The sequence below is a fragment of the Pseudomonas sp. O39 genome, assembly GCF_045447295.1.
Lineage (GTDB): Bacteria > Pseudomonadota > Gammaproteobacteria > Pseudomonadales > Pseudomonadaceae > Aquipseudomonas > Aquipseudomonas antarctica_A.
Genome location: NZ_JBJGXV010000020.1, coordinates 44,762 through 62,442 on the forward strand (window position 1 = coordinate 44,762; position 17,681 = coordinate 62,442).

At 61.1% G+C, this 17,681-nt stretch carries 16 protein-coding genes; 10 read left to right on the forward strand and 6 right to left on the reverse strand.

Translation table 11 applies throughout. The features are described 5' to 3' along the window. Positions 1 to 104: 104 nt before the first annotated feature. Together ACI77D_RS22050 and rpiB are read right to left on the reverse strand one after the other, a co-directional pair. Positions 105 to 1,085 (reverse strand): sugar-binding transcriptional regulator, encoded by a 981-nt coding sequence (locus ACI77D_RS22050; RefSeq protein ID WP_407017476.1) that lies wholly within the window; start codon positions 1,083 to 1,085, stop codon positions 105 to 107. Positions 1,086 to 1,148: 63 nt separating this feature from the next. Continuing rightward, a complete protein-coding gene (rpiB, locus tag ACI77D_RS22055; protein WP_016969738.1) occupies positions 1,149 to 1,610 on the reverse strand; it encodes a ribose 5-phosphate isomerase B in 462 nt (153 codons plus the stop codon). A 283-nt stretch (positions 1,611 to 1,893) separates the two neighbouring features. On the opposite strand from rpiB, the gene ACI77D_RS22060 reads away from it, so the two are divergent. The 7 genes from ACI77D_RS22060 (at position 1,894) to dhaL (ending at position 9,274) form a co-directional block, all read left to right on the forward strand. Beyond that, a complete protein-coding gene (locus ACI77D_RS22060; protein WP_259762664.1) occupies positions 1,894 to 3,381 on the forward strand; it encodes a sugar ABC transporter ATP-binding protein in 1,488 nt (495 codons plus the stop codon). Continuing rightward, positions 3,378 to 4,355 (forward strand): ABC transporter permease, encoded by a 978-nt coding sequence (locus ACI77D_RS22065; RefSeq protein ID WP_064451960.1) that lies wholly within the window; start codon positions 3,378 to 3,380, stop codon positions 4,353 to 4,355. Before ACI77D_RS22060 ends, ACI77D_RS22065 begins: the two co-directional genes overlap by 4 nt. A gap of 58 nt (positions 4,356 to 4,413) precedes the next feature. Then, the gene (locus ACI77D_RS22070) at positions 4,414 to 5,433 is read left to right on the forward strand and encodes a substrate-binding domain-containing protein (protein WP_407017477.1); all 1,020 of its coding nucleotides are present in this window, start codon (positions 4,414 to 4,416) and stop codon (positions 5,431 to 5,433) included. Positions 5,434 to 5,567: 134 nt separating this feature from the next. After that, the gene (locus ACI77D_RS22075) at positions 5,568 to 6,323 is read left to right on the forward strand and encodes an SDR family oxidoreductase (RefSeq protein WP_064451958.1); all 756 of its coding nucleotides are present in this window, start codon (positions 5,568 to 5,570) and stop codon (positions 6,321 to 6,323) included. A gap of 26 nt (positions 6,324 to 6,349) precedes the next feature. Then, positions 6,350 to 7,465 carry an alcohol dehydrogenase catalytic domain-containing protein gene (locus ACI77D_RS22080; RefSeq protein WP_064451957.1) on the forward strand — a complete coding sequence of 372 codons (1,116 nt, stop codon included), beginning with the start codon at positions 6,350 to 6,352 and terminating at the stop codon, positions 7,463 to 7,465. Positions 7,466 to 7,621: 156 nt separating this feature from the next. Beyond that, the gene (locus ACI77D_RS22085) at positions 7,622 to 8,623 is read left to right on the forward strand and encodes a dihydroxyacetone kinase subunit DhaK (RefSeq protein ID WP_407017478.1); all 1,002 of its coding nucleotides are present in this window, start codon (positions 7,622 to 7,624) and stop codon (positions 8,621 to 8,623) included. A 3-nt stretch (positions 8,624 to 8,626) separates the two neighbouring features. After that, on the forward strand, positions 8,627 to 9,274 hold the full coding sequence (gene dhaL / locus ACI77D_RS22090) for a dihydroxyacetone kinase subunit DhaL (protein WP_407017479.1): 648 nt from the start codon (positions 8,627 to 8,629) through the stop codon (positions 9,272 to 9,274). On the opposite strand, the gene ACI77D_RS22095 is transcribed toward dhaL, so the two are convergent. Further along, entirely contained in the window at positions 9,231 to 10,127 is an 897-nt protein-coding gene (locus ACI77D_RS22095; RefSeq protein WP_407017480.1) for a LysR family transcriptional regulator, read from the reverse strand. The two genes, dhaL and ACI77D_RS22095, sit on opposite strands and share 44 nt — an antisense overlap. A 150-nt stretch (positions 10,128 to 10,277) precedes the next feature. On the opposite strand from ACI77D_RS22095, the gene ACI77D_RS22100 reads away from it, so the two are divergent. Then, positions 10,278 to 11,813 carry an MFS transporter gene (locus ACI77D_RS22100; RefSeq protein ID WP_407017481.1) on the forward strand — a complete coding sequence of 512 codons (1,536 nt, stop codon included), beginning with the start codon at positions 10,278 to 10,280 and terminating at the stop codon, positions 11,811 to 11,813. A 114-nt stretch (positions 11,814 to 11,927) separates the two neighbouring features. Here the strand turns inward: ACI77D_RS22100 and sohB are convergent, their stop codons facing one another. Next, positions 11,928 to 12,953, reverse strand: a complete 1,026-nt coding sequence (gene sohB, locus ACI77D_RS22105) for a protease SohB (RefSeq protein WP_064451952.1) — start codon at positions 12,951 to 12,953, stop codon at positions 11,928 to 11,930. Between the two features lie 194 nt (positions 12,954 to 13,147). Here sohB and ACI77D_RS22110 point away from each other — a divergent pair, with 194 nt between their 5' ends. After that, on the forward strand, positions 13,148 to 13,858 hold the full coding sequence (locus tag ACI77D_RS22110; RefSeq protein WP_407017482.1) for a histidine phosphatase family protein: 711 nt from the start codon (positions 13,148 to 13,150) through the stop codon (positions 13,856 to 13,858). A gap of 56 nt (positions 13,859 to 13,914) precedes the next feature. Beyond that, positions 13,915 to 14,229 carry an SCP2 sterol-binding domain-containing protein gene (locus ACI77D_RS22115; protein ID WP_017479029.1) on the forward strand — a complete coding sequence of 105 codons (315 nt, stop codon included), beginning with the start codon at positions 13,915 to 13,917 and terminating at the stop codon, positions 14,227 to 14,229. Positions 14,230 to 14,310: 81 nt separating this feature from the next. Here ACI77D_RS22115 and ACI77D_RS22120 read toward each other — a convergent pair whose 3' ends face one another. Then, the gene (locus ACI77D_RS22120) at positions 14,311 to 14,931 is read right to left on the reverse strand and encodes a hypothetical protein (protein WP_407017483.1); all 621 of its coding nucleotides are present in this window, start codon (positions 14,929 to 14,931) and stop codon (positions 14,311 to 14,313) included. A 43-nt stretch (positions 14,932 to 14,974) separates the two neighbouring features. Then, positions 14,975 to 17,617, reverse strand: a complete 2,643-nt coding sequence (locus ACI77D_RS22125) for an MGH1-like glycoside hydrolase domain-containing protein (RefSeq protein ID WP_407017484.1) — start codon at positions 17,615 to 17,617, stop codon at positions 14,975 to 14,977. Positions 17,618 to 17,681: the final 64 nt, after the last annotated feature.

A 17,681-nucleotide genomic window follows, 5' to 3' on the forward strand; every position in this document is an offset into this window, starting at 1 on the left:
GGGAGCGGGCTTGCTCGCGAATGCGGAGGTTCAGTCAATCCATATGTCGACTGACACACCGCCTTCGCGAGCAAGCCCGCTCCCACATTTTGACCTGCGCAATATCAGGTTTTGCGCGTCGCATCATCCAGCGCCAGGATGGTGTGGGCATTCGTTACGGTGGTCGCCAGCGTATTGATCACCCCCGAGCGCAACGCGCCAAGTGTCGCCGCTGCCTTGGTGTTCTCACTGGCAATCGCCACGACATCCGGGATACGAAACAGCTCCTGCACCGTCAACCCGATCACCCGACCTTGAATCGCGTTGACCGCCGGCTGGCCATGGATGTCGATAAAGTCATACCCCATCATGTCGCCCACGGTGCCCGACAGCCGCGCCTGCGCGATCTCCTGCGGCGAGAACCAGCCCATGCGCACCATGTTGCTGTTCTCGCTCATGTCGCCAATGCCAATCAGCGCAATGTCCGCGCGCCGCGCACGGTCCAGGGTCGAGCGCACGGTGTCATTGTTGATCAACACGCCCCGTAACTCGGGGTTCGCCACCAGCGCCGGGGCGTACAGGCTTTCGCTCTCGCCACCAAAACGCAGGGCCAGGCGACGGCAAATATGATCGGGGTTCATGTATTCGCCGGCCTTGAGCGAACCGCCGATGGCGCAGACAAACGTGCAATTGCGCGTCACCGGCAAAAATACGTTATCCGCCACGGCACCGACGTTACGCCCCATGCCCACGGCGACAATCATGCCGTCGCTCAGCGTCTTGTTCAGGTAATTCGCCACCAGGCTGGCGACAGCCGAGCGCTGGGTGTCGGGGTCGCCGTGGTCGACCGCGATCAAGGCGCGGTCCAGCTTGAAGCGTTCCACCAACGCCCGCTCCAGCTCGTTGTTCATCGCCGGGTGCTGCAAGACGCGCACCTCGACAATCCCTTCATCGCGCGCACGTTTGAGCAAGCGGCTGACTTTCGCCCGCGACAGGTCGAAGCGTTTGGCAATGGCTTCCTGAGTGACGTTCTCAAGGTAATAGAGCATCGCCACTTCGGTCATCTGATCGATATCGCTGGCAATGCGCTGGGTACTGTCACTCATGGGGACGGGCTTCCGTTTCGGCGTCAAAGGCGCATTCTCCCGACTCTTGCCCCGTTACGTCCACTACTGATGCCCATCGCGCTCGATCGCATTGATCCGCTCGACCTTGGCCCCAGAACGCGCAGCCTCGAACTCCGACTCCAGGAACGACTTGACGATGCTTTTGGCCAGTTCGGCGCCGATCACCCGCGCGCCAATGGACAGGATTTGCGCATCGTTGCTCTTGCGCGCGCGCTCCGCCGAATACGTGTCATGGGCCTGGGCCGCACGAATGCCCAACACCTTGTTGGCCGAGATCGCCATGCCGATCCCGGTGCCGCACACCAGCACACCGAGGCGTTGCTGCCCGGCATTGATGGCGGTGGCCACGGCCAGGGCGATGTCCGGATACAGCACCGGCGCCGTGGAGTGAGTACCGAAGTCGGTCACCGGATAGCCGAGCGCCTCGATATGGCGCTTCAACAGCTCTTTGAGCTCAAAACCCGCTTCATCGCATCCGATAGCCACCGGGAAAGGTGTGTTCATGGCGTCTGGCTCCACTGCCGAGAGGGCATTTAAGACCGATCAAATGATCAGTAGATGAAATTTCTCTCAGTCATTTCTCGGGCATTAAGCCCTTTCTGTCAAGTGAGTTTTAACTGACCCGACAGTCAAAGCCCTATAACAGGGCGCCATTACCACTCAGGATGAGATTCCTACGTTTTAAGTGAAAGAGATTGACTGATCAGAATTTCATTTGATACACATATGATCACAGCGAAACATGACTGTGCGACCTAATAAGAATTCACAGCACGAGGACACGCCGATGGCCACGCCATTACTGCTCCAGGCTGAACACGTCGCCAAGGCTTACGCCGGGGTGCCTGCCCTGCGTGACGGGCGCCTCTCTCTGCGGGCGGGCAGCGTCCATGCGTTGTGCGGCGGCAATGGCGCAGGCAAGTCGACGTTCCTGAGCATCCTGATGGGCATCACCCAACGCGACGCCGGGACCATTGCGCTTAACGGCACCCCCGTTCAGTTCAACCGCCCGAGTGAAGCCCTGGCGGCGGGGATCGCAATGATCACCCAGGAGCTGGAACCCATCCCCTACATGACCGTCGCCGAAAATATCTGGCTGGGCCGCGAACCGCGCCATGCCGGCTGCATTGTCGACAGCAAGACCCTCAACCGCCGCACCCGCGAGCTGCTTGAAAGCCTGGAGTTCGACGTCGACGCCACCCGCCCCATGCACCGTTTGAGCGTGGCGCAGATCCAGCTGGTGGAAATCGCCAAGGCGTTCAGCCATGACTGCCAGGTGATGATCATGGACGAACCCACCTCGGCCATCGGCGAGCGCGAGGCAGAAACCCTGTTCAAAGCCATCCGCCGCCTCACTGCCCGAGGCGCCGGTATCGTCTATGTGTCGCATCGTCTGAGCGAACTGGCGCAGATCGCCGATGACTACAGCATCTTTCGCGATGGCGCCTTTGTGGAAAGCGGACGCATGGCCGATATCGACCGCAACCACCTGGTGCGCGGCATCGTCGGCCAGGAGTTGACGCGCATTGACCACAAGGTCGGCCGCGAATGCGCCCCCACGACCTGCCTGCAAGTCGACAACCTGAGCCGCAACGGCGAATTCCACGACATCAGCCTGCAACTGCGCCAGGGTGAAATCCTCGGCATTTATGGCCTGATGGGTTCGGGGCGCAGCGAATTCCTCAACTGCATCTACGGCCTGACCGTCGCGGACTCCGGCAGCGTGACCCTGCAAGGCAAACCCATGCCGATCGGCTTGCCCAAAGCCACGATCAACGCCGGCATGTCGCTGGTCACCGAGGACCGCAAAGACAGTGGCCTGGTACTCACCGGCAGCATTCTTTCCAACATTGCGCTGTCGGCCTACAAACGCCTGTCGAGCTGGTCGCTGATCAATGCGCGCAAGGAAACCCAACTCGCCCAGGACATGGTCAAGCGCCTGCAGATCAAAACCACATCCCTGGAACTGCCGGTGGCCTCCATGAGCGGTGGCAACCAGCAGAAAGTGGTGCTTGCCAAATGCCTGTCGACCGAACCGGTGTGCCTGCTGTGCGATGAACCGACCCGGGGCATTGATGAAGGCGCCAAGCAGGAGATTTACCACCTGCTCGACCAGTTCGTGCGCGCCGGTGGCGCCGCCATTGTGGTGTCATCCGAAGCCCCCGAGTTGCTGCACCTGAGTGATCGTATCGCCGTATTCAAGGGCGGCCGGCTGGTGACCATCAGCACCGACACCGCCCTTTCCCAGGAAGCCTTGTTGAGTCTTGCCTCATGAATGCCAAAACCATCGCTGCACCCATGACTGCCGCGCCGCGCAATCGACTGCGTTTATCCCTCGACCGCTTCGGCCTGCCGCTGGTGTTTATCCTGCTGTGCGTGGTGATGGCGTTTTCCAGCGAATATTTCATGACCTGGCGCAACTGGATGGACATCCTGCGCCAGACCTCGATCAACGGCATCCTCGCCGTGGGCATGACTTACGTGATTCTGACCAAGGGCATCGACCTGTCGGTGGGCTCGATACTGGCCTTCGCCGGACTGTGCAGCGCGATGGTCGCGACTCAGGGCTACGGCCTGCTGGCGGCGGTCAGTGCCGGGATGTTTGCCGGGGCCATGCTCGGCGTGGTCAACGGCTTTATGGTCGCCAACCTGTCGATCCCGCCGTTCGTGGCCACCCTCGGCATGCTCAGCGTCGCACGGGGCATGACCTTCATTCTCAACGACGGCAGCCCCATCACGGATCTGCCCGACGCCTACCTGGCGCTGGGCATTGGCAAGATCGGCCCGATTGGCGTGCCCATCGTCATCTTCGCCGTGGTCGCGCTGATCTTCTGGATGGTGCTGCGCTACACCACTTACGGCCGCTATGTGTACGCGGTGGGCGGCAATGAAAAGAGCGCACGCACCTCCGGCATCGGCGTGCGCAAGGTGATGTTTTCGGTGTACGTGGTGTCTGGCCTGCTCGCAGGGCTGGCCGGCGTAGTGCTGTCGGCCCGCACTACCTCCGCCCTGCCCCAGGCCGGGGTTTCCTATGAGCTGGATGCGATTGCCGCGGTGGTCATCGGCGGCACCAGCTTGTCGGGCGGCACCGGCAGCATTGTCGGCACGCTGTTTGGTGCGTTGTTGATCGGCGTGATCAACAACGGGCTGAACCTGCTCGGCGTGTCGTCCTATTACCAGCAGGTCGCCAAGGGCCTGATCATCGTGTTCGCAGTACTGATAGACGTGTGGCGCAAGAAAAAACGCTAGTCGCTTTTCCTCCAAAAAATGAACTGAACGACCTACAACAATAAGCGGAGTTCTCACCATGAAACCTGGAATGACGTTGGCCGCCGTTGCGGCTCTCTCCCTGCTCGCCAGCAGTATTGCCCTGGCCGCCGATGGCAAGACCTACAAAATCGGCGCCGCCGTGTACGGCCTCAAGGGCCAGTTCATGCAGAACTGGGTCCGCGAGCTGAAGGAACATCCGGCGGTCAAGGACGGCACCGTGCAGTTGACCGTGTTCGACGGCAACTACGACGCCCTGACCCAAAACAACCAGATCGAAAACATGGTGACCCAGCACTACGACGCCATCCTGTTCGTGCCGATCGACACCAAGGCCGGTGTCGGCACCGTAAAACAAGCCATGAGCAACGACGTGGTCGTCATCGCCTCCAATACGAAAGTAGCCGATGCCTCCGTGCCTTATGTGGGTAATGACGACGTGGAAGGCGGCCGCCTGCAAGCCCAGGCCATGGTCGACAAGCTCAACGGCCGTGGCAACGTCGTGATCATCCAGGGCCCGATTGGCCAGTCGGCGCAGATCGACCGGGAAAAAGGCGAGCTGGAAGTGTTGGGCAAACACCCCGACATCAAGATCATCGAGAAAAAAACCGCCAACTGGGACCGCGCCCAGGCCCTGACCCTCACCGAAGACTGGCTGAACGCGCACCCCAAAGGCATTAACGGCGTGATCGCCCAGAACGACGACATGGCCCTCGGCGCCGTGCAAGCCCTGAAGTCCCATGGCTTGTCGTCCAAAGACGTGCCGGTCACCTCGATCGACGGCATGCCGGATGCGATCCAGGCGGCGAAGAAAGACGAAGTCACCACCTTCCTGCAAGACGCCCAGGCCCAGTCTCAGGGCGCGCTGGACGTGGCATTGCGCGCATTGGCCGGTAAGGACTACAAGCCGCAGTCGGTGATTTGGGAACGCTATGCCAAGGACGTGAAATGGGGTGACGGCACCGCCAAGAACTACATCCTGCCGTGGGTGCCGGTGACCAATGCCAATGCGGATGCGCTGTACAAACAGGTCAGCGGCGGTAAGCAGCTTTCGCCTTGAAATACGGTCAAGTGTGGGAGCTGGCTTGCCTGCGATGGCATCACCTCGGTTTGACTGAAAGACCGAGTCGCCTGCATCGCAGGCAAGCCAGCTCCCACATTGGATCTCCAACGCTTTAGAAAGAGGAGTCATGCATGTCTGGATTCTGGAACCAAGCCTTCGACCTCACCGGCCGTTGCGCGGTGATTACCGGCGGCGCCGCCGGCATCGGCCTGGCCTGCGCCAGCCTGCTGGTGGAGCGCGGCGCACGCGTGGCGTTGCTGGACCGTGACCCCGCCGTGGTGGAAGTGGCCGCGAGCCTGGGCGCCGGGCATCTGGGTATTGCGGTCGACCTCAGCCGGATCGACCAGGTGCAGCACACCATCGACCACGTATTCGAACACTTCCAGCGCCTGGATTACCTGATCAACAGCGCCGGCATCGTCCTGCTCGACAAGGCCGTCGACGTCAGCGAAAGCGCCTGGGACAGCACCCTGGATATCAACCTCAAAGCCAGCTTCTTCGTGGCCCAGGCGTGCGCCAGACACATGCTCGCCAACGGCGGCGGACGCATCGTCAACCTCGCCTCCCAGGCCGCCGTGATCGGCCTGGACCGCCACGTCGCCTACTGCGCGAGCAAGGCGGCCATCGTCGGCATGACCAAGGTATTGGCCATGGAGTGGGCGCCACAGATCAACGTCAACGCCATCTCCCCGACCATCGTCGAGACCGCCTTGGGCAAGAAAGCCTGGGCCGGTGAAGTGGGTGAACGGGCCAAATTGCAGATCCCGGCGGGCCGTTTTGCCCAGCCGCAAGAAATCGCCGGGCTCGCGTTGTACCTGCTCAGCGATGCCGCGCAGATGATCACCGGCGCCAACATGGTGATCGACGGCGGCTACAGCATTCAGTAATTCATCTTTTGTCGTGAGGTTTTGTCATGTCCACCGTCACCGAACGCACCCCTGAACAGCTCGCCCCCAGCATCCCGAAAACCATGCAGGCCGTGGTCTGCCATGGCCCGGAAGACTACCGCCTGGAAACCGTCGATGTGCCCACACCCGGGCCTGACGAGATTCTCACCAAAGTCGAGCTGTGCGGCATCTGCATGGGCGACATCAAGACCTATCGCGGCGCACCGTCGTTCTGGGGCGACGCCGAGCAACCGCGCTACGTGAAACCGCCGATGATCCCCGGGCATGAATTCGTCTGCCGCGTGGTTGCCCTCGGCCCAGGCGCCGAAAAACGCGGCGTGGCGGTGGGTGACCGGGTGATCTCCGAGCAGATTGTGCCGTGCTGGGGCTGTCGCTTCTGCAACCACGGCCAGTACTGGATGTGCCAGAAGCATGACCTGTATGGCTTCCAGAACAATGTGCAGGGCGCCATGGCCCAGTACATGATCTTCACCAAGGAAGGCATCATCCACAAAGTGCCGGAATCCATCGCCCCCGACGAAGCGATCCTGATCGAACCGCTGGCCTGCTCACTGCATGCCGCCGAGCGCGCGAATGTCGACCATGACGACGTGGTGGTGGTGGCCGGTGCCGGCACCCTGGGCCTGGGCATCATCGGCGCCGTGCGCCTGCGCAACCCGAAAAAGCTGATCGTGCTGGACATGAAACCCGAACGCGCCGCCCTCGCCCTGCGCATGGGCGCCGACGAAGTGTGGAACCCGGCCGACGTCGACGTCCTGGCAAAAATCCGCGCGATCACCGACGGTTATGGCTGCGACATTTATATCGAAGCTACCGGGCACCACAAGGCGGTGAACCAGGGCCTGGCGATGTTGCGCAAGCTGGGGCGCTTCGTCGAGTTCAGCGTATTTAATGACGAAGCCACGGTAGATTGGTCGATCATCGGCGACCGCAAGGAACTGGACATATTGGGCTCGCACCTGGGGCCATACATGTACCCGCGCGCCATCGACTTTATCGGCAACCGCAAGATCGACATGCGCGACGTGGTGACCCATAAATTCGCACTGGCGGATTTCAAGGAAGCGTTTGCGGTGATGGAGCGCGGGGACAAGTCGCTCAAAGTGGTATTGGAGCCCTGATCCCAGCAGCAACACACCACCCTGTGGGAGCTGGCTTGCCTGCGATGGCGGTATATCAGTCAACACATCTATCAACTGAACCACCGCTATCGCGGGCAAGCCCGCTCCCACATTGAATTGTTGTTGCCCTTTAGAACAAGAACAGGAACCCGCGTTATGAATCGAGTCATCAACGATCCGGACCAAGTGGTCGAGGACATGCTGCACGGTATTCTGGTCGCCCACCCCGAACTGCGCCAATACGAGAGCAACCCTCGGGTCATCGTCAAAGCCAGGCCATCGGGGCAAGGCCGGGTTGGCATCGTGACCGGCGGCGGTTCGGGCCATGAGCCGGCCTTTCTCGGCTACGTCGGCCAGGGCCTGGTAGACGCCGTGGCCGTCGGCGAGATTTTCTCCTCGCCCACCGCCAAGAGCTTTTTCGATGCCTTCCGCGCCGCCGACCATGGCGCCGGCGTAGCCTGCCTGTACGGCAACTATGCCGGCGACAACATGAACGTAAAGCTGGCAATGAAAATGGCCGCCAGCAAAGACATGCGCATCCGTACCGTGGTCGCCAACGACGATGTGGCCTCCGCCCCCCAGGCCGATATCGCCAAGCGGCGCGGCGTGGCCGGGGAGATCTTCATGTGGAAGATCGGCGGTGCCGCGGCTGCCCAGCATTACGACCTCGATGGCGTGATTCGCGTCGCCCAGAAAACGGTCGATCACTGCCGCTCAATTGGCATCGGCCTCACGCCCTGCACCATTGCGGCGGTGGGCAAACCAAACTTCCAGATCCCCGACGGCCAGATGGAACTGGGCATCGGCCATCACGGCGAACCGGGCATTGAAGTCGTCCCCATCGAACCCGCCGCTGCCATGGCCGAACGCATGCTCGCGCCGATCCTGGCTGACCGTGATTTCAGCAAGGACGACAGTGTGGTGGTGCTGGTCTCGGGCCTGGGCGCCACGCCGGTGATGGAGCTGTATATTTTTTACGCCGAGGTTGAGCGACAGCTCAAGGCCAAGGGCTTGAAGATTCACCGTTGCTACGTGGGCAACTACTTCACCTCCCTGGAGATGATGGGCGTCACCCTCACCCTGCTCGGCCTCGACGCCGAGCTGAAAACCCTTATCGACCAACCGTGCCGCTCCATCGGCATGACCCAGGCGGAGTGAACCATGAGCCAGCATTTTTCCACCCGCGACGGCAGCGCCATCGTCGCCGACCTGGTCAGCGTGATCGTGGCCAACCGTGAATACCTCAGCGAAGTCGACGGCGCGATTGGCGACGGCGACCACGGCATCAACATGGCCAAGGGGTTCGCCCATTGCGGCCGCATGATCGAAGGCCGCCAACTGACGCTGGCCCAGGCCCTGGATGAACTGACCCTGAGCCTGATGGAAGGCATCGGCGGCTCCATGGGGCCGTTGTATGGCAGCCTGTTTATCGGCATGGCCGACGAAGTGCGCAGCAGCGAGAATATCGACGCCGCGACCTTTGCTCACTTGCTGCGCGGCGGTTTGACCTCACTGCAGGACATCACCGAAGCGGGCGTGGGTGACAAGTGTTTGATGGACACGCTGATCCCGGCGGTTGAAGCCTTCGAACGTGCGCATGCGGGAGGCGCTGGTTTCAACGATGCGCTGGAGGCGATGAAAGCCGCCGCGTCACAAGGCCGCGATTCAACCAAAGACCTGGTCGCCAAAATCGGCCGGGCCAGCCGTTTGGGCGAGCGCTCCCTCGGCGTGCTGGATGCCGGCGCCGTGTCGTGCTGCCTGATCCTCACGCGCCTGGCGGACTCGGTGCAGCCCCGACTGAGCGTTTGATTTGCTGGATATACCGCGCCACTGCCGGCGCTTGCTCAAAGCGCCGGTGAATCAACGACAGCCAGGACGCCGCCTCGCTGCCGTGGATACTGCGGTAGACCACACCCGGCAAGCTCACATGCCCGACCATCGACGCCGGCACCACCGCGACGCCCTGCCCTAACGACACCAGCGCCACCACCGCCACCAAGCCGCCCGGTTGCGGCCCGAGGCACGGCGCATAACCGCCCTGCGCCGCCACGTGCAACGTCCCGCTGATTTGCTCCGGCAAGATAAAGGTCTCGTTTTGCAGGTGTTCACAGCCGATGGCCTTGAGCCCCAGCAGCCAGGAATCCTGCGGCAGCGCCAGCACAAAACCTTCGCTGTCGAGGCGCACTGCCTCCACCCCATCGGGCAGCGTCATCGGCGAGCGGATGTAGCCGATGTCATAGCGCCCGTCCGCCACCGCCGTCGGCAATGTGGCCATCGCGCATTCGCGCACATTCACGCTCACATCCGGAAACGCCTGGCTGAACGCCTGCATTTGCCGCTGCAACAGCCCCGAGTATACCGCCGAGGCCACGTAGCCCAGTTCGACATGCCCGATATCCCCACGTCCGGCGCGCTGGGCGTTGCGCTGGGCAAACTCGAACTGACGCACGGTGACTTCCGCCTCGATCAGTAACGCAGCGCCCGCCTCGGTAAGGCTGACTTCGCGCTGCTGACGGATAAACAAACGCGTGCCCAGGGCGGTTTCCATGTCCTGTATCTGCCGACTCAGGGTGGGCGGCGCGATGCCCAATTGCTCGGCAGCGCGGGTGAAATTGCGCTGGCGGGCGACCGCCAGGAAATAGCGGAAGTGGCGGATTTCCATCGCAGGATTAGCTCAAAGGTAATGAAGTGCTTCAGCCCAGCTAACAACTCAAGCAAGCGCCAGGGATAAGCTCACAAGACCTCAACACTAGAGAGCCCTTGCGATGTACGTCAACTGCCTTTTCCATATTGCCCGTAAGGTAATTCAGCCATGAGCCAGGTCAGTCCGCGCTTGACGTTGCTGACCGCCTCCGGCGTTTGTTCGCTGATCGTGCTCGACACCAATATCGTCGCCGTGACGCTGCCGAGCATTGCCCGCGACCTGGGCGCCAACTTCGCCGATATCGAGTGGGTGGTCAGCGCCTATATGCTCGCGTTCGCCGCACTGCTGTTACCGGCCGGCAGCATCGCCGACCGTTTTGGGCGCAAGAAGACCCTGGTCTGGGGCTTGAGCCTTTTCATCCTGGCGTCCATGGGGTGTGGCGCAGCGCCGAATGCCATGTTTCTGGACATTGCCCGCGCCGTCAAAGGCGTCGGCGCAGCTTTGCTGCTGACGTCGGCCCTAGCCTCCATCGGCCATACCTTTCACGATGAAGTGGAACGCGCCAAAGCCTGGGCGTTCTGGGGCGCATGCATGGGCGTGGCGATGACCGCCGCGCCAACGTTGGGCGGCCTGATTACCCAATACCTGGGCTGGCGCTGGATTTTCTACCTCAACCTGCCCGTGGGCCTGGGGTTGATGGCGCTGGTGCTGCGTGCGATTCCAGAGTCCCGCGACACTCAGTCAGCACGCCTGGATCCATGGGGCAGCCTGGCATTCAGTGCCAGCCTGTTGTGCCTGATCTGGGGGCTGATCGAGGCCAATCGCATCGGTTGGGACAGTCCGTTGACCTCTGCGCGCCTGATCGGCGGGGCTGTGTTGCTGGGTGTGTTTGTACGGGTCGAGCGCGCGCAACAACGGCCCATGGTGGACCTGCAACTGTTCCGCCACCCACGGTTTATCGGCGCCCTGCTCGGGATGTTTGCCTATGCCGGCTGCGCCCAGGTGATGATGACGTTGCTGCCGTTCTACTTGCAGAACGGCCTGGGCTTCTCGGCCATTGCTTCGGGCCTGGGCATGTTGCCGTTTGCCCTGACCATGCTGATCTGCCCACGCATCGGTGCACGCCTGGCGGTGCGCTTTGCGCCAGCGACAATGATGGCCACGGGTTTGACCCTGGTCGGCTGCGGCAACGTGTTGAGCGCCTGGGCGGTCAATGTCGGCGGCTACCTGCCCTTCGCGCTGGCGATTGCCGTCACGGGCGCCGGGGCCGGCCTGCTCAATGGCGACACGCAGAAAAACATCATGGCCTGCGTGCCACGCGACCGGGCGGGGATGGCGTCGGGCATGAGCACCACCATGCGCTTCAGCGCGATCCTGTTGGCCATTGGTGTGTATGGGGCATTGCTGAGCAGCCACAGTGAGCAGTTGCTGCGCGCGAGTATCGACACGCAATGGCAGGACCAGGTGGCGGGTATAGCCTCGCGGGTAGTGGCCGGGGATATGCCGGCGGCGATGGGCTTGTTGCCGGAGCCCGCACGGGCGCAAGTGCAACCGCTGGCGCGGCAGGCATTTGTGAGCGGGTTCAGCACGGTGTTATGGGTGGCGGGATTGTTGGGGCTGCTGGGGGCGTTGGTGGTGGGGATGTTGATGCGAAAACCAATTCCCTCAGTACAACAACAGTCTTCCAGACTGACTCAGAACTAAATGTGGGAGCGGGCTTGCCCGCGATGGCGGCGGGTCAGTCGGTAGATGTATCGACTGGGACATCGCTATCGCGGGCAAGCCCGCTCCCACATTGGGATCGGCTACCTTCTGGACTTACCAGAAGCGCTGCTGGGTCAACCGGCTCCACCAGGTCAACAGCACACGGTCTACCGAGCCGCTGGCCGCCAGGCCTACCCGCTCTTGCAGGCTTTTACGCTCGGCATAGTGCAGGTGGAACACCTCGGCGGTCTTGGCCTTGGTGGCCAGGTATTCGTCGCTGGTTTGCAGCTCGTCGACCAGTTGTTTGTCGAGGGCGGCAACACCCAGCCACACTTCACCGGTCGCCACTTCGTCGATTGCCAACTGTGGGCGATAGCGCGACACGAAGTTCTTGAACAATTGATGAGTGATGTCCAGGTCTTCCTGGAATTTCTCGCGACCCTTCTCGGTGTTTTCGCCAAACACGGTGAGGGTGCGTTTGTATTCACCGGCGGTCAGCACTTCAAAATCGATGTCGTGTTTTTTCAGCAGGCGGTTCACGTTAGGCAACTGCGCCACCACGCCAATGGAGCCGAGGATGGCGAACGGCGCGCTGATGATCTTCTCGCCAATGCACGCCATCATGTAGCCGCCGCTGGCCGCGACCTTGTCGATGCACACAGTCAACGGCACGCCGGCCTGACGAATACGCGCCAGTTGCGAAGAGGCCAAGCCATAGCTGTGCACCATGCCGCCGCCGCTTTCGAGGCGCAGCACCACTTCGTCCTTCGGCGTGGCCAGGCTCAGCAGCGCGGTGATTTCATGGCGCAGGCTCTCGGTGGCCGAGGCCTTGATGTCGCCGTCAAAATCCAGCACGAACACCCGTGGCTTGGCCTCGGGTTTCTTCTTGCCTTTCTTCTTTTCGGTTTTGCTTTCGGACTTGCGCAAGGCCTTGAGCTGGTCCTTGTCGAGCAGGCTCGATTCCAGGCGCTCACGCAGGCCTTTATAGAAGTCATTGAGCTTGCTGACCTGCAATTGGCCGGCGGATTTGCGACGGCCCTTGCTGCGCAACGCCGCGAAGCTGATCAGTACCACCAGAATAGCGACCACCAAGGTGACGGTCTTCGCCAGAAAACTCGCGTATTCGGCCAGAAAATCCATGTGACTCCTTACAAGTTGCAGTGCGCCAGGCGCGGATGGTCTCAGCATACCGATGGCACTGCCTTCGGACCAGTGCTCAAACCGCCAGCAGCGGCCCTCTAACGCGCTTTTAAAACAAGCGTATGTTTTTTCATTGACAGCTCGCAGGCATCCTCATAACCTCGCCAGACTTTCAACGTACCGGGAAAACGGACGTGGGCAGCATTTATCTGATTCGACATGGCCAGGCCTCCTTCGGTGCAGACGACTATGACGTCCTGTCGCCCGTCGGCGTGGAACAAGCGCAAGTGCTCGGTCGCCACCTGGCGGACCTGGGCATTACGTTTGACCGCTGTGTCTCGGGTGACCTGCGTCGCCAGCAACACACCGCCATTGCCGCATTCGAACAATACAGCGCCCTCGGCCAGCCAATACCAGCGCTGGAAATCGACACTGCCTTCAACGAATTCGACGGCGAAGCGATCATCCGCGCCCTGCTCCCTGACTTGCTCGCCAGCGAACCCCACGCTGTGGATGTGCTGCGCAATGGTGCGCAGAACCGCAGCGAATTCCAACGCATCTTCGCGCTGATCATCGAGCGCTGGCTGGCCGGCACCTATGATCCGCCCGGGCTGGAGAGCTGGCTGGGTTTTGTCGAACGTGTACAAGGTGGCCTGCAACGCATTCTTGAAGCGGCCGATAACGCGCACAAGATCGCCGTGTTTACCTCCGGCGGAACCATCACTGCCCTGCTCCACCTGATTACCCGAATGCCTGCTGCCCAGGCTTTCGAATTGAACTGGCAAATTGTTAACACCTCGCTCAACCAGCTGAAATTCCGTGGTCGCGAGGTGGCACTGGCTTCCTTCAACAGTCATACCCACTTGCAACTGTTGAAGGCGCCGCAGCTCATCACTTTCCGATGAATTACGGCCAACCGTGACCCCAAGGTCACTGGACTCACCCATAAAGGATCGAAACCATGACTGACGTAGCCAAAGCTGTAGAAGCAATGAAAGCCAAATTCAACCCAGCCGCTGCCGACGGCCTGGACCTGGTGTTCGGTTTCCGTATCGACGACACCCAGAACTTCTCGCTGGTGGTCAAGAACAAGACCTGCGAACTGCTGGAAGGCGAAAACCCGGACGCCCAGGTGACACTGGTCATGGACGGCGAAACCATGAAAGGCATCGTTGACGGTTCCACCGACGGCATGCAGGCTTTCATGGGCGGCAAACTGCGCACCGAAGGCGACATGATGCTGGCCATGAAGCTGAGCGAACTGTTCCCGGCCTGATAACGCCGTTCGCAAAACACGCCTCAACATGAAAAATCCCGCCAATGGCGGGATTTTTCGTTTCTGGCTCAAGGCGGGTTATCAACGCCCAGCGCTGGCCTCGACTTTTTTAAACTGCTCCAGATCCTCTGGCGAACCCGGGTTGCCATATTCGTTGATGAGTCGCCACTTGCCCGGCCTCATCGCGAACTCGCCGGTCTCCACGTCCCGGCCAATCACAACCACATATTGGTTTCGACCAACCCGCACATAGACTTTATAGAAATCTGCGGGTTGATCTTCAGCCGTAAAAAGACTGTACGCGTAACGCGCTCGACGGGTCAGGTTGGGCCACTGCGTTTGCAGCAAAATGTCATCGCGCCCAGAGTTTCCCATCGCGCCGATAGCGTTGACGCTTGCCTGGACCAACGCATCATTTTCATCGGCACCCAGCACCAACGGTTTGATCCGGGTCATCTTGCGTTTCTCATCAGCTTCTACGCCCATCTCCCTCTCGTCATCCGTAAGCGTCACGGCGTCAAGACGGTACATGCCGTTTTTGACCCATTTCGTCGCATCGGCAGTGAAGCCGTCACTGCACGCCAGGCACATTGCTCGTAAATCCTGCGCACTGGCGCTGCCAACAGGCAGGCCTGCGACGAATACGCCGGCGCTCACCAGCAGTGCGCGCAACAGGTTGGCCGGGCTTAAAGCGGTAACCATGATTTACATCCTTGTAAGGGCTGGGCCGGCGAATCTACCTGATTCAGGCCTTGACCGGAACATGCAACAACAACGCGACCAACGCGCTCCACCCGGTCTGATGCGAAGCCCCCAACCCACGCCCGGTTTCACCATGGAAATACTCATGGAACAACACCAGGTCACGGCTGGCCGGGTCCGCCTCCAGCTGCGCATACCCCGCCATCGACGGCCGCAGCCCCTCCTCATCCCTTAAAAACAACCGAGTCAGGCGTTGACTGAGGCCGTCAGCCACTTCCTCCAGGGACGCCAGATAACCACTCCCAGACGGGTACTCCACAGAGAAATTGTCCGCGTAGTAGCGGTGAAATTCGCGCAACGATTCGATCAGCATGTAATTCACCGGCATCCACAGTGGCCCACGCCAATTGGAGTTGCCGCCATACAAGCGTGAGTCGGATTCGCCAGGCTGATAGCGCGCGCACAACGTGTCGCCATTCATCTTCAGTGCCAACGGCTGCTCGGCAAAGGCCTTGGACAATGAACGCACGCCAAAGGCCGACAAAAACTCAGTGTCATCGAGCATGCGCCGCAGCAAATCCTTGGTGCGCTCGCCGCGCAACAACGCCAGCAGCAGGCGATTGCCCTGCCCGGGTTCGTTCCAGCGCGACACCAGCTTCGCCAAATCCGGCCGGTGCTTCATGAACCCCAGCAACCGTTCACGCAACCCCTCAAGGCCTTCATGTTCGCGCTGCTCCAGCACCAGCACCGCGAACAACGGCATCAGGCCGACGATGGAACGCAGGCGCACCGGCTCGTTCTGGCCGTCGGGGCGGTGCAGCACGTCGTAGAAGAATTGGTCGTGCTCATCCCATAGGCCCTCGGCGCTGTCGTCGACGCGGTTGATCGCACCGGCGATATACAGGAAGTGCTCGAAAAATTTCACGGCGATATCGACGTAGACCACATTGCGTTTGGCCAGCTCCAGGCCAATGCGCATCAGGTCCAGCGCATAGGCGGCCACCCACGCCGTGCCGTCGGCCTGATCCAGCTGGTAGCCCGGTGGCAATGCCGCGGAGCGGTCGAACAAGGCAATGTTGTCCAGGCCCAGGAACCCGCCCTGGAACAGGTTGCGGCCCTCGGCGTCCTTGCGGTTGACCCACCAGGAAAAATTCAGCAGCAACTTGTGGAAAATGCGCTCAAGGAAATCCATGTCGCCGACCCCGGTCAGCGCCTTGTCCTGCTGATACACCCGCCAACTGGCCCAGGCATGCACCGGCGGGTTGGCGTCGTCGAAACGCCATTCATGCGCCGGCAGTTGGCCATTGGGGTGCATAAAGCGGTCTTTCACCAACAGCAATAACTGTTGCTTGGCATACTCCGGATCAATCAGCGCAATCGCTACCGCCTGGAAGCCCTGGTCCCAGGAGGCGTACCACGGGTATTCCCAGGTGTCAGGCATGGTGAGAATGTCGAAGTTGGACAGGTGCCGCCAATGGGTATTGCGGATATGCAAGCGCTCGGGCGGTGGCGCCGGTTGGGCCGGGTCGCCGTCGAGCCACTGGTTTACGTCAAAATAGTAAAGCTGTTTGGACCACAGCAAACCGGCCAGTGCCTGGCGCTGCACGTTGCGCGCATCTTCATTGGTGATCCCCTGTTGCAGGGCGGCATAGAAGTCGTCAGCCTCCTGACGGCGAAGCTCAAACAGCTTGCGCGCGTTGACCTCGGGTGCATCCGTAGGCGCAAACCGCAGGTACAGGGTTTTGCTCTCCAGGCCCGCCAGTTCAAGGGTGAAACGCGCAGCGACTTTGGTGCCCGCGTCACGGCGAATCGCCGACTGAACGCCGTCCACCACGTAATCATTGATGCCATCCTTGAACGGCCCAGGCGCCGGCTGCCCATCCAACCGGGGAATATTGCTCTCGTTTTCGCAGAACACCCACTCGAGCCCGTCCTGCCCCCAGGCGCTGAAATGGCGATCGGGCAGTTCATGATGAAGGGCCAGCACCTGCTCGCCGTCCAGCCGCAATTGCGGCTTGGGCGCGTCAAAGGTCCAGCTCCAGTCATTGCGCGCCCACAACTGGGGCAGCACCTGCAGCTGCGTCGGCTGGTCCGAACGGTTATGCACGGTGACCCGCATGAAAATATCGTCGGGATGATGCTTGGCGTATTCGACGCTGATATCGCAATAGCGGTTGTCTTCAAACACGCCGGTGTCGAGAATTTCGTACTCGACATCTTCAAGCCCACGGCGGGCGTTCTCGGCGATCAGGTCAGCATAAGGAAAGGCAGCATGCGGGTATTTGTAGAGCATGCGCATATAGGCATGGCTCGGTACGCCGTCGACGAAAAAGTACAGTTCCTTGACGTCTTCACCGTGGTTGCCCTCGGCGTTATTCAAGCCGAACAGACGCTCCTTGATGATCGTGTCGCGCCCGTTCCAAAGCGCCAGGCCCAGGCACCAGCGTTGTGCCTTGTCGCTGAAACCGGCCAAGCCGTCTTCGCCCCAACGGTAGGCGCGGCTGCGGGCATGTTCATGGGGAAAGTAGGTCCAGGCGTCACCGTCGGCGCTGTAGTCTTCGCGCACCGTGCCCCATTGGCGTTCACTCAAGTAAGGGCCCCAGTCGCGCCAACGCTCGGGCTCTTGGGTTGCCAGGCGCTGGCCTTCAATCGTTGCGCGGATGTGGGTTGCAGGCGTGGCCGTCATCGGGTCCTCCATCACTGACACAGTGGGGGCAGTGTAGAACCCATCCATGCGCGGATGCACATGA

What these genes read in the sequence shown, in the direction of transcription:
- ACI77D_RS22050 (WP_407017476.1), bottom strand. Translation starts at nt 1,085, where the DNA reads ATGAGTGACAGTACCCAGCGCATTGCCAGCGATATCGATCAGATGACC.
- ACI77D_RS22085 (WP_407017478.1), top strand. Translation starts at nt 7,622, where the DNA reads ATGAATCGAGTCATCAACGATCCGGACCAAGTGGTCGAGGACATGCTG.
- ACI77D_RS22120 (WP_407017483.1), bottom strand. Translation starts at nt 14,931, where the DNA reads ATGGTTACCGCTTTAAGCCCGGCCAACCTGTTGCGCGCACTGCTGGTG.
- ACI77D_RS22065 (WP_064451960.1), top strand. Translation starts at nt 3,378, where the DNA reads ATGAATGCCAAAACCATCGCTGCACCCATGACTGCCGCGCCGCGCAAT.
- rpiB (WP_016969738.1), bottom strand. Translation starts at nt 1,610, where the DNA reads ATGAACACACCTTTCCCGGTGGCTATCGGATGCGATGAAGCGGGTTTT.
- ACI77D_RS22115 (WP_017479029.1), top strand. Translation starts at nt 13,915, where the DNA reads ATGACTGACGTAGCCAAAGCTGTAGAAGCAATGAAAGCCAAATTCAAC.
- dhaL (WP_407017479.1), top strand. Translation starts at nt 8,627, where the DNA reads ATGAGCCAGCATTTTTCCACCCGCGACGGCAGCGCCATCGTCGCCGAC.
- ACI77D_RS22070 (WP_407017477.1), top strand. Translation starts at nt 4,414, where the DNA reads ATGAAACCTGGAATGACGTTGGCCGCCGTTGCGGCTCTCTCCCTGCTC.
- ACI77D_RS22125 (WP_407017484.1), bottom strand. Translation starts at nt 17,617, where the DNA reads ATGACGGCCACGCCTGCAACCCACATCCGCGCAACGATTGAAGGCCAG.
- ACI77D_RS22080 (WP_064451957.1), top strand. Translation starts at nt 6,350, where the DNA reads ATGTCCACCGTCACCGAACGCACCCCTGAACAGCTCGCCCCCAGCATC.
- sohB (WP_064451952.1), bottom strand. Translation starts at nt 12,953, where the DNA reads ATGGATTTTCTGGCCGAATACGCGAGTTTTCTGGCGAAGACCGTCACC.
- ACI77D_RS22075 (WP_064451958.1), top strand. Translation starts at nt 5,568, where the DNA reads ATGTCTGGATTCTGGAACCAAGCCTTCGACCTCACCGGCCGTTGCGCG.
- ACI77D_RS22095 (WP_407017480.1), bottom strand. Translation starts at nt 10,127, where the DNA reads ATGGAAATCCGCCACTTCCGCTATTTCCTGGCGGTCGCCCGCCAGCGC.
- ACI77D_RS22060 (WP_259762664.1), top strand. Translation starts at nt 1,894, where the DNA reads ATGGCCACGCCATTACTGCTCCAGGCTGAACACGTCGCCAAGGCTTAC.
- ACI77D_RS22100 (WP_407017481.1), top strand. Translation starts at nt 10,278, where the DNA reads ATGAGCCAGGTCAGTCCGCGCTTGACGTTGCTGACCGCCTCCGGCGTT.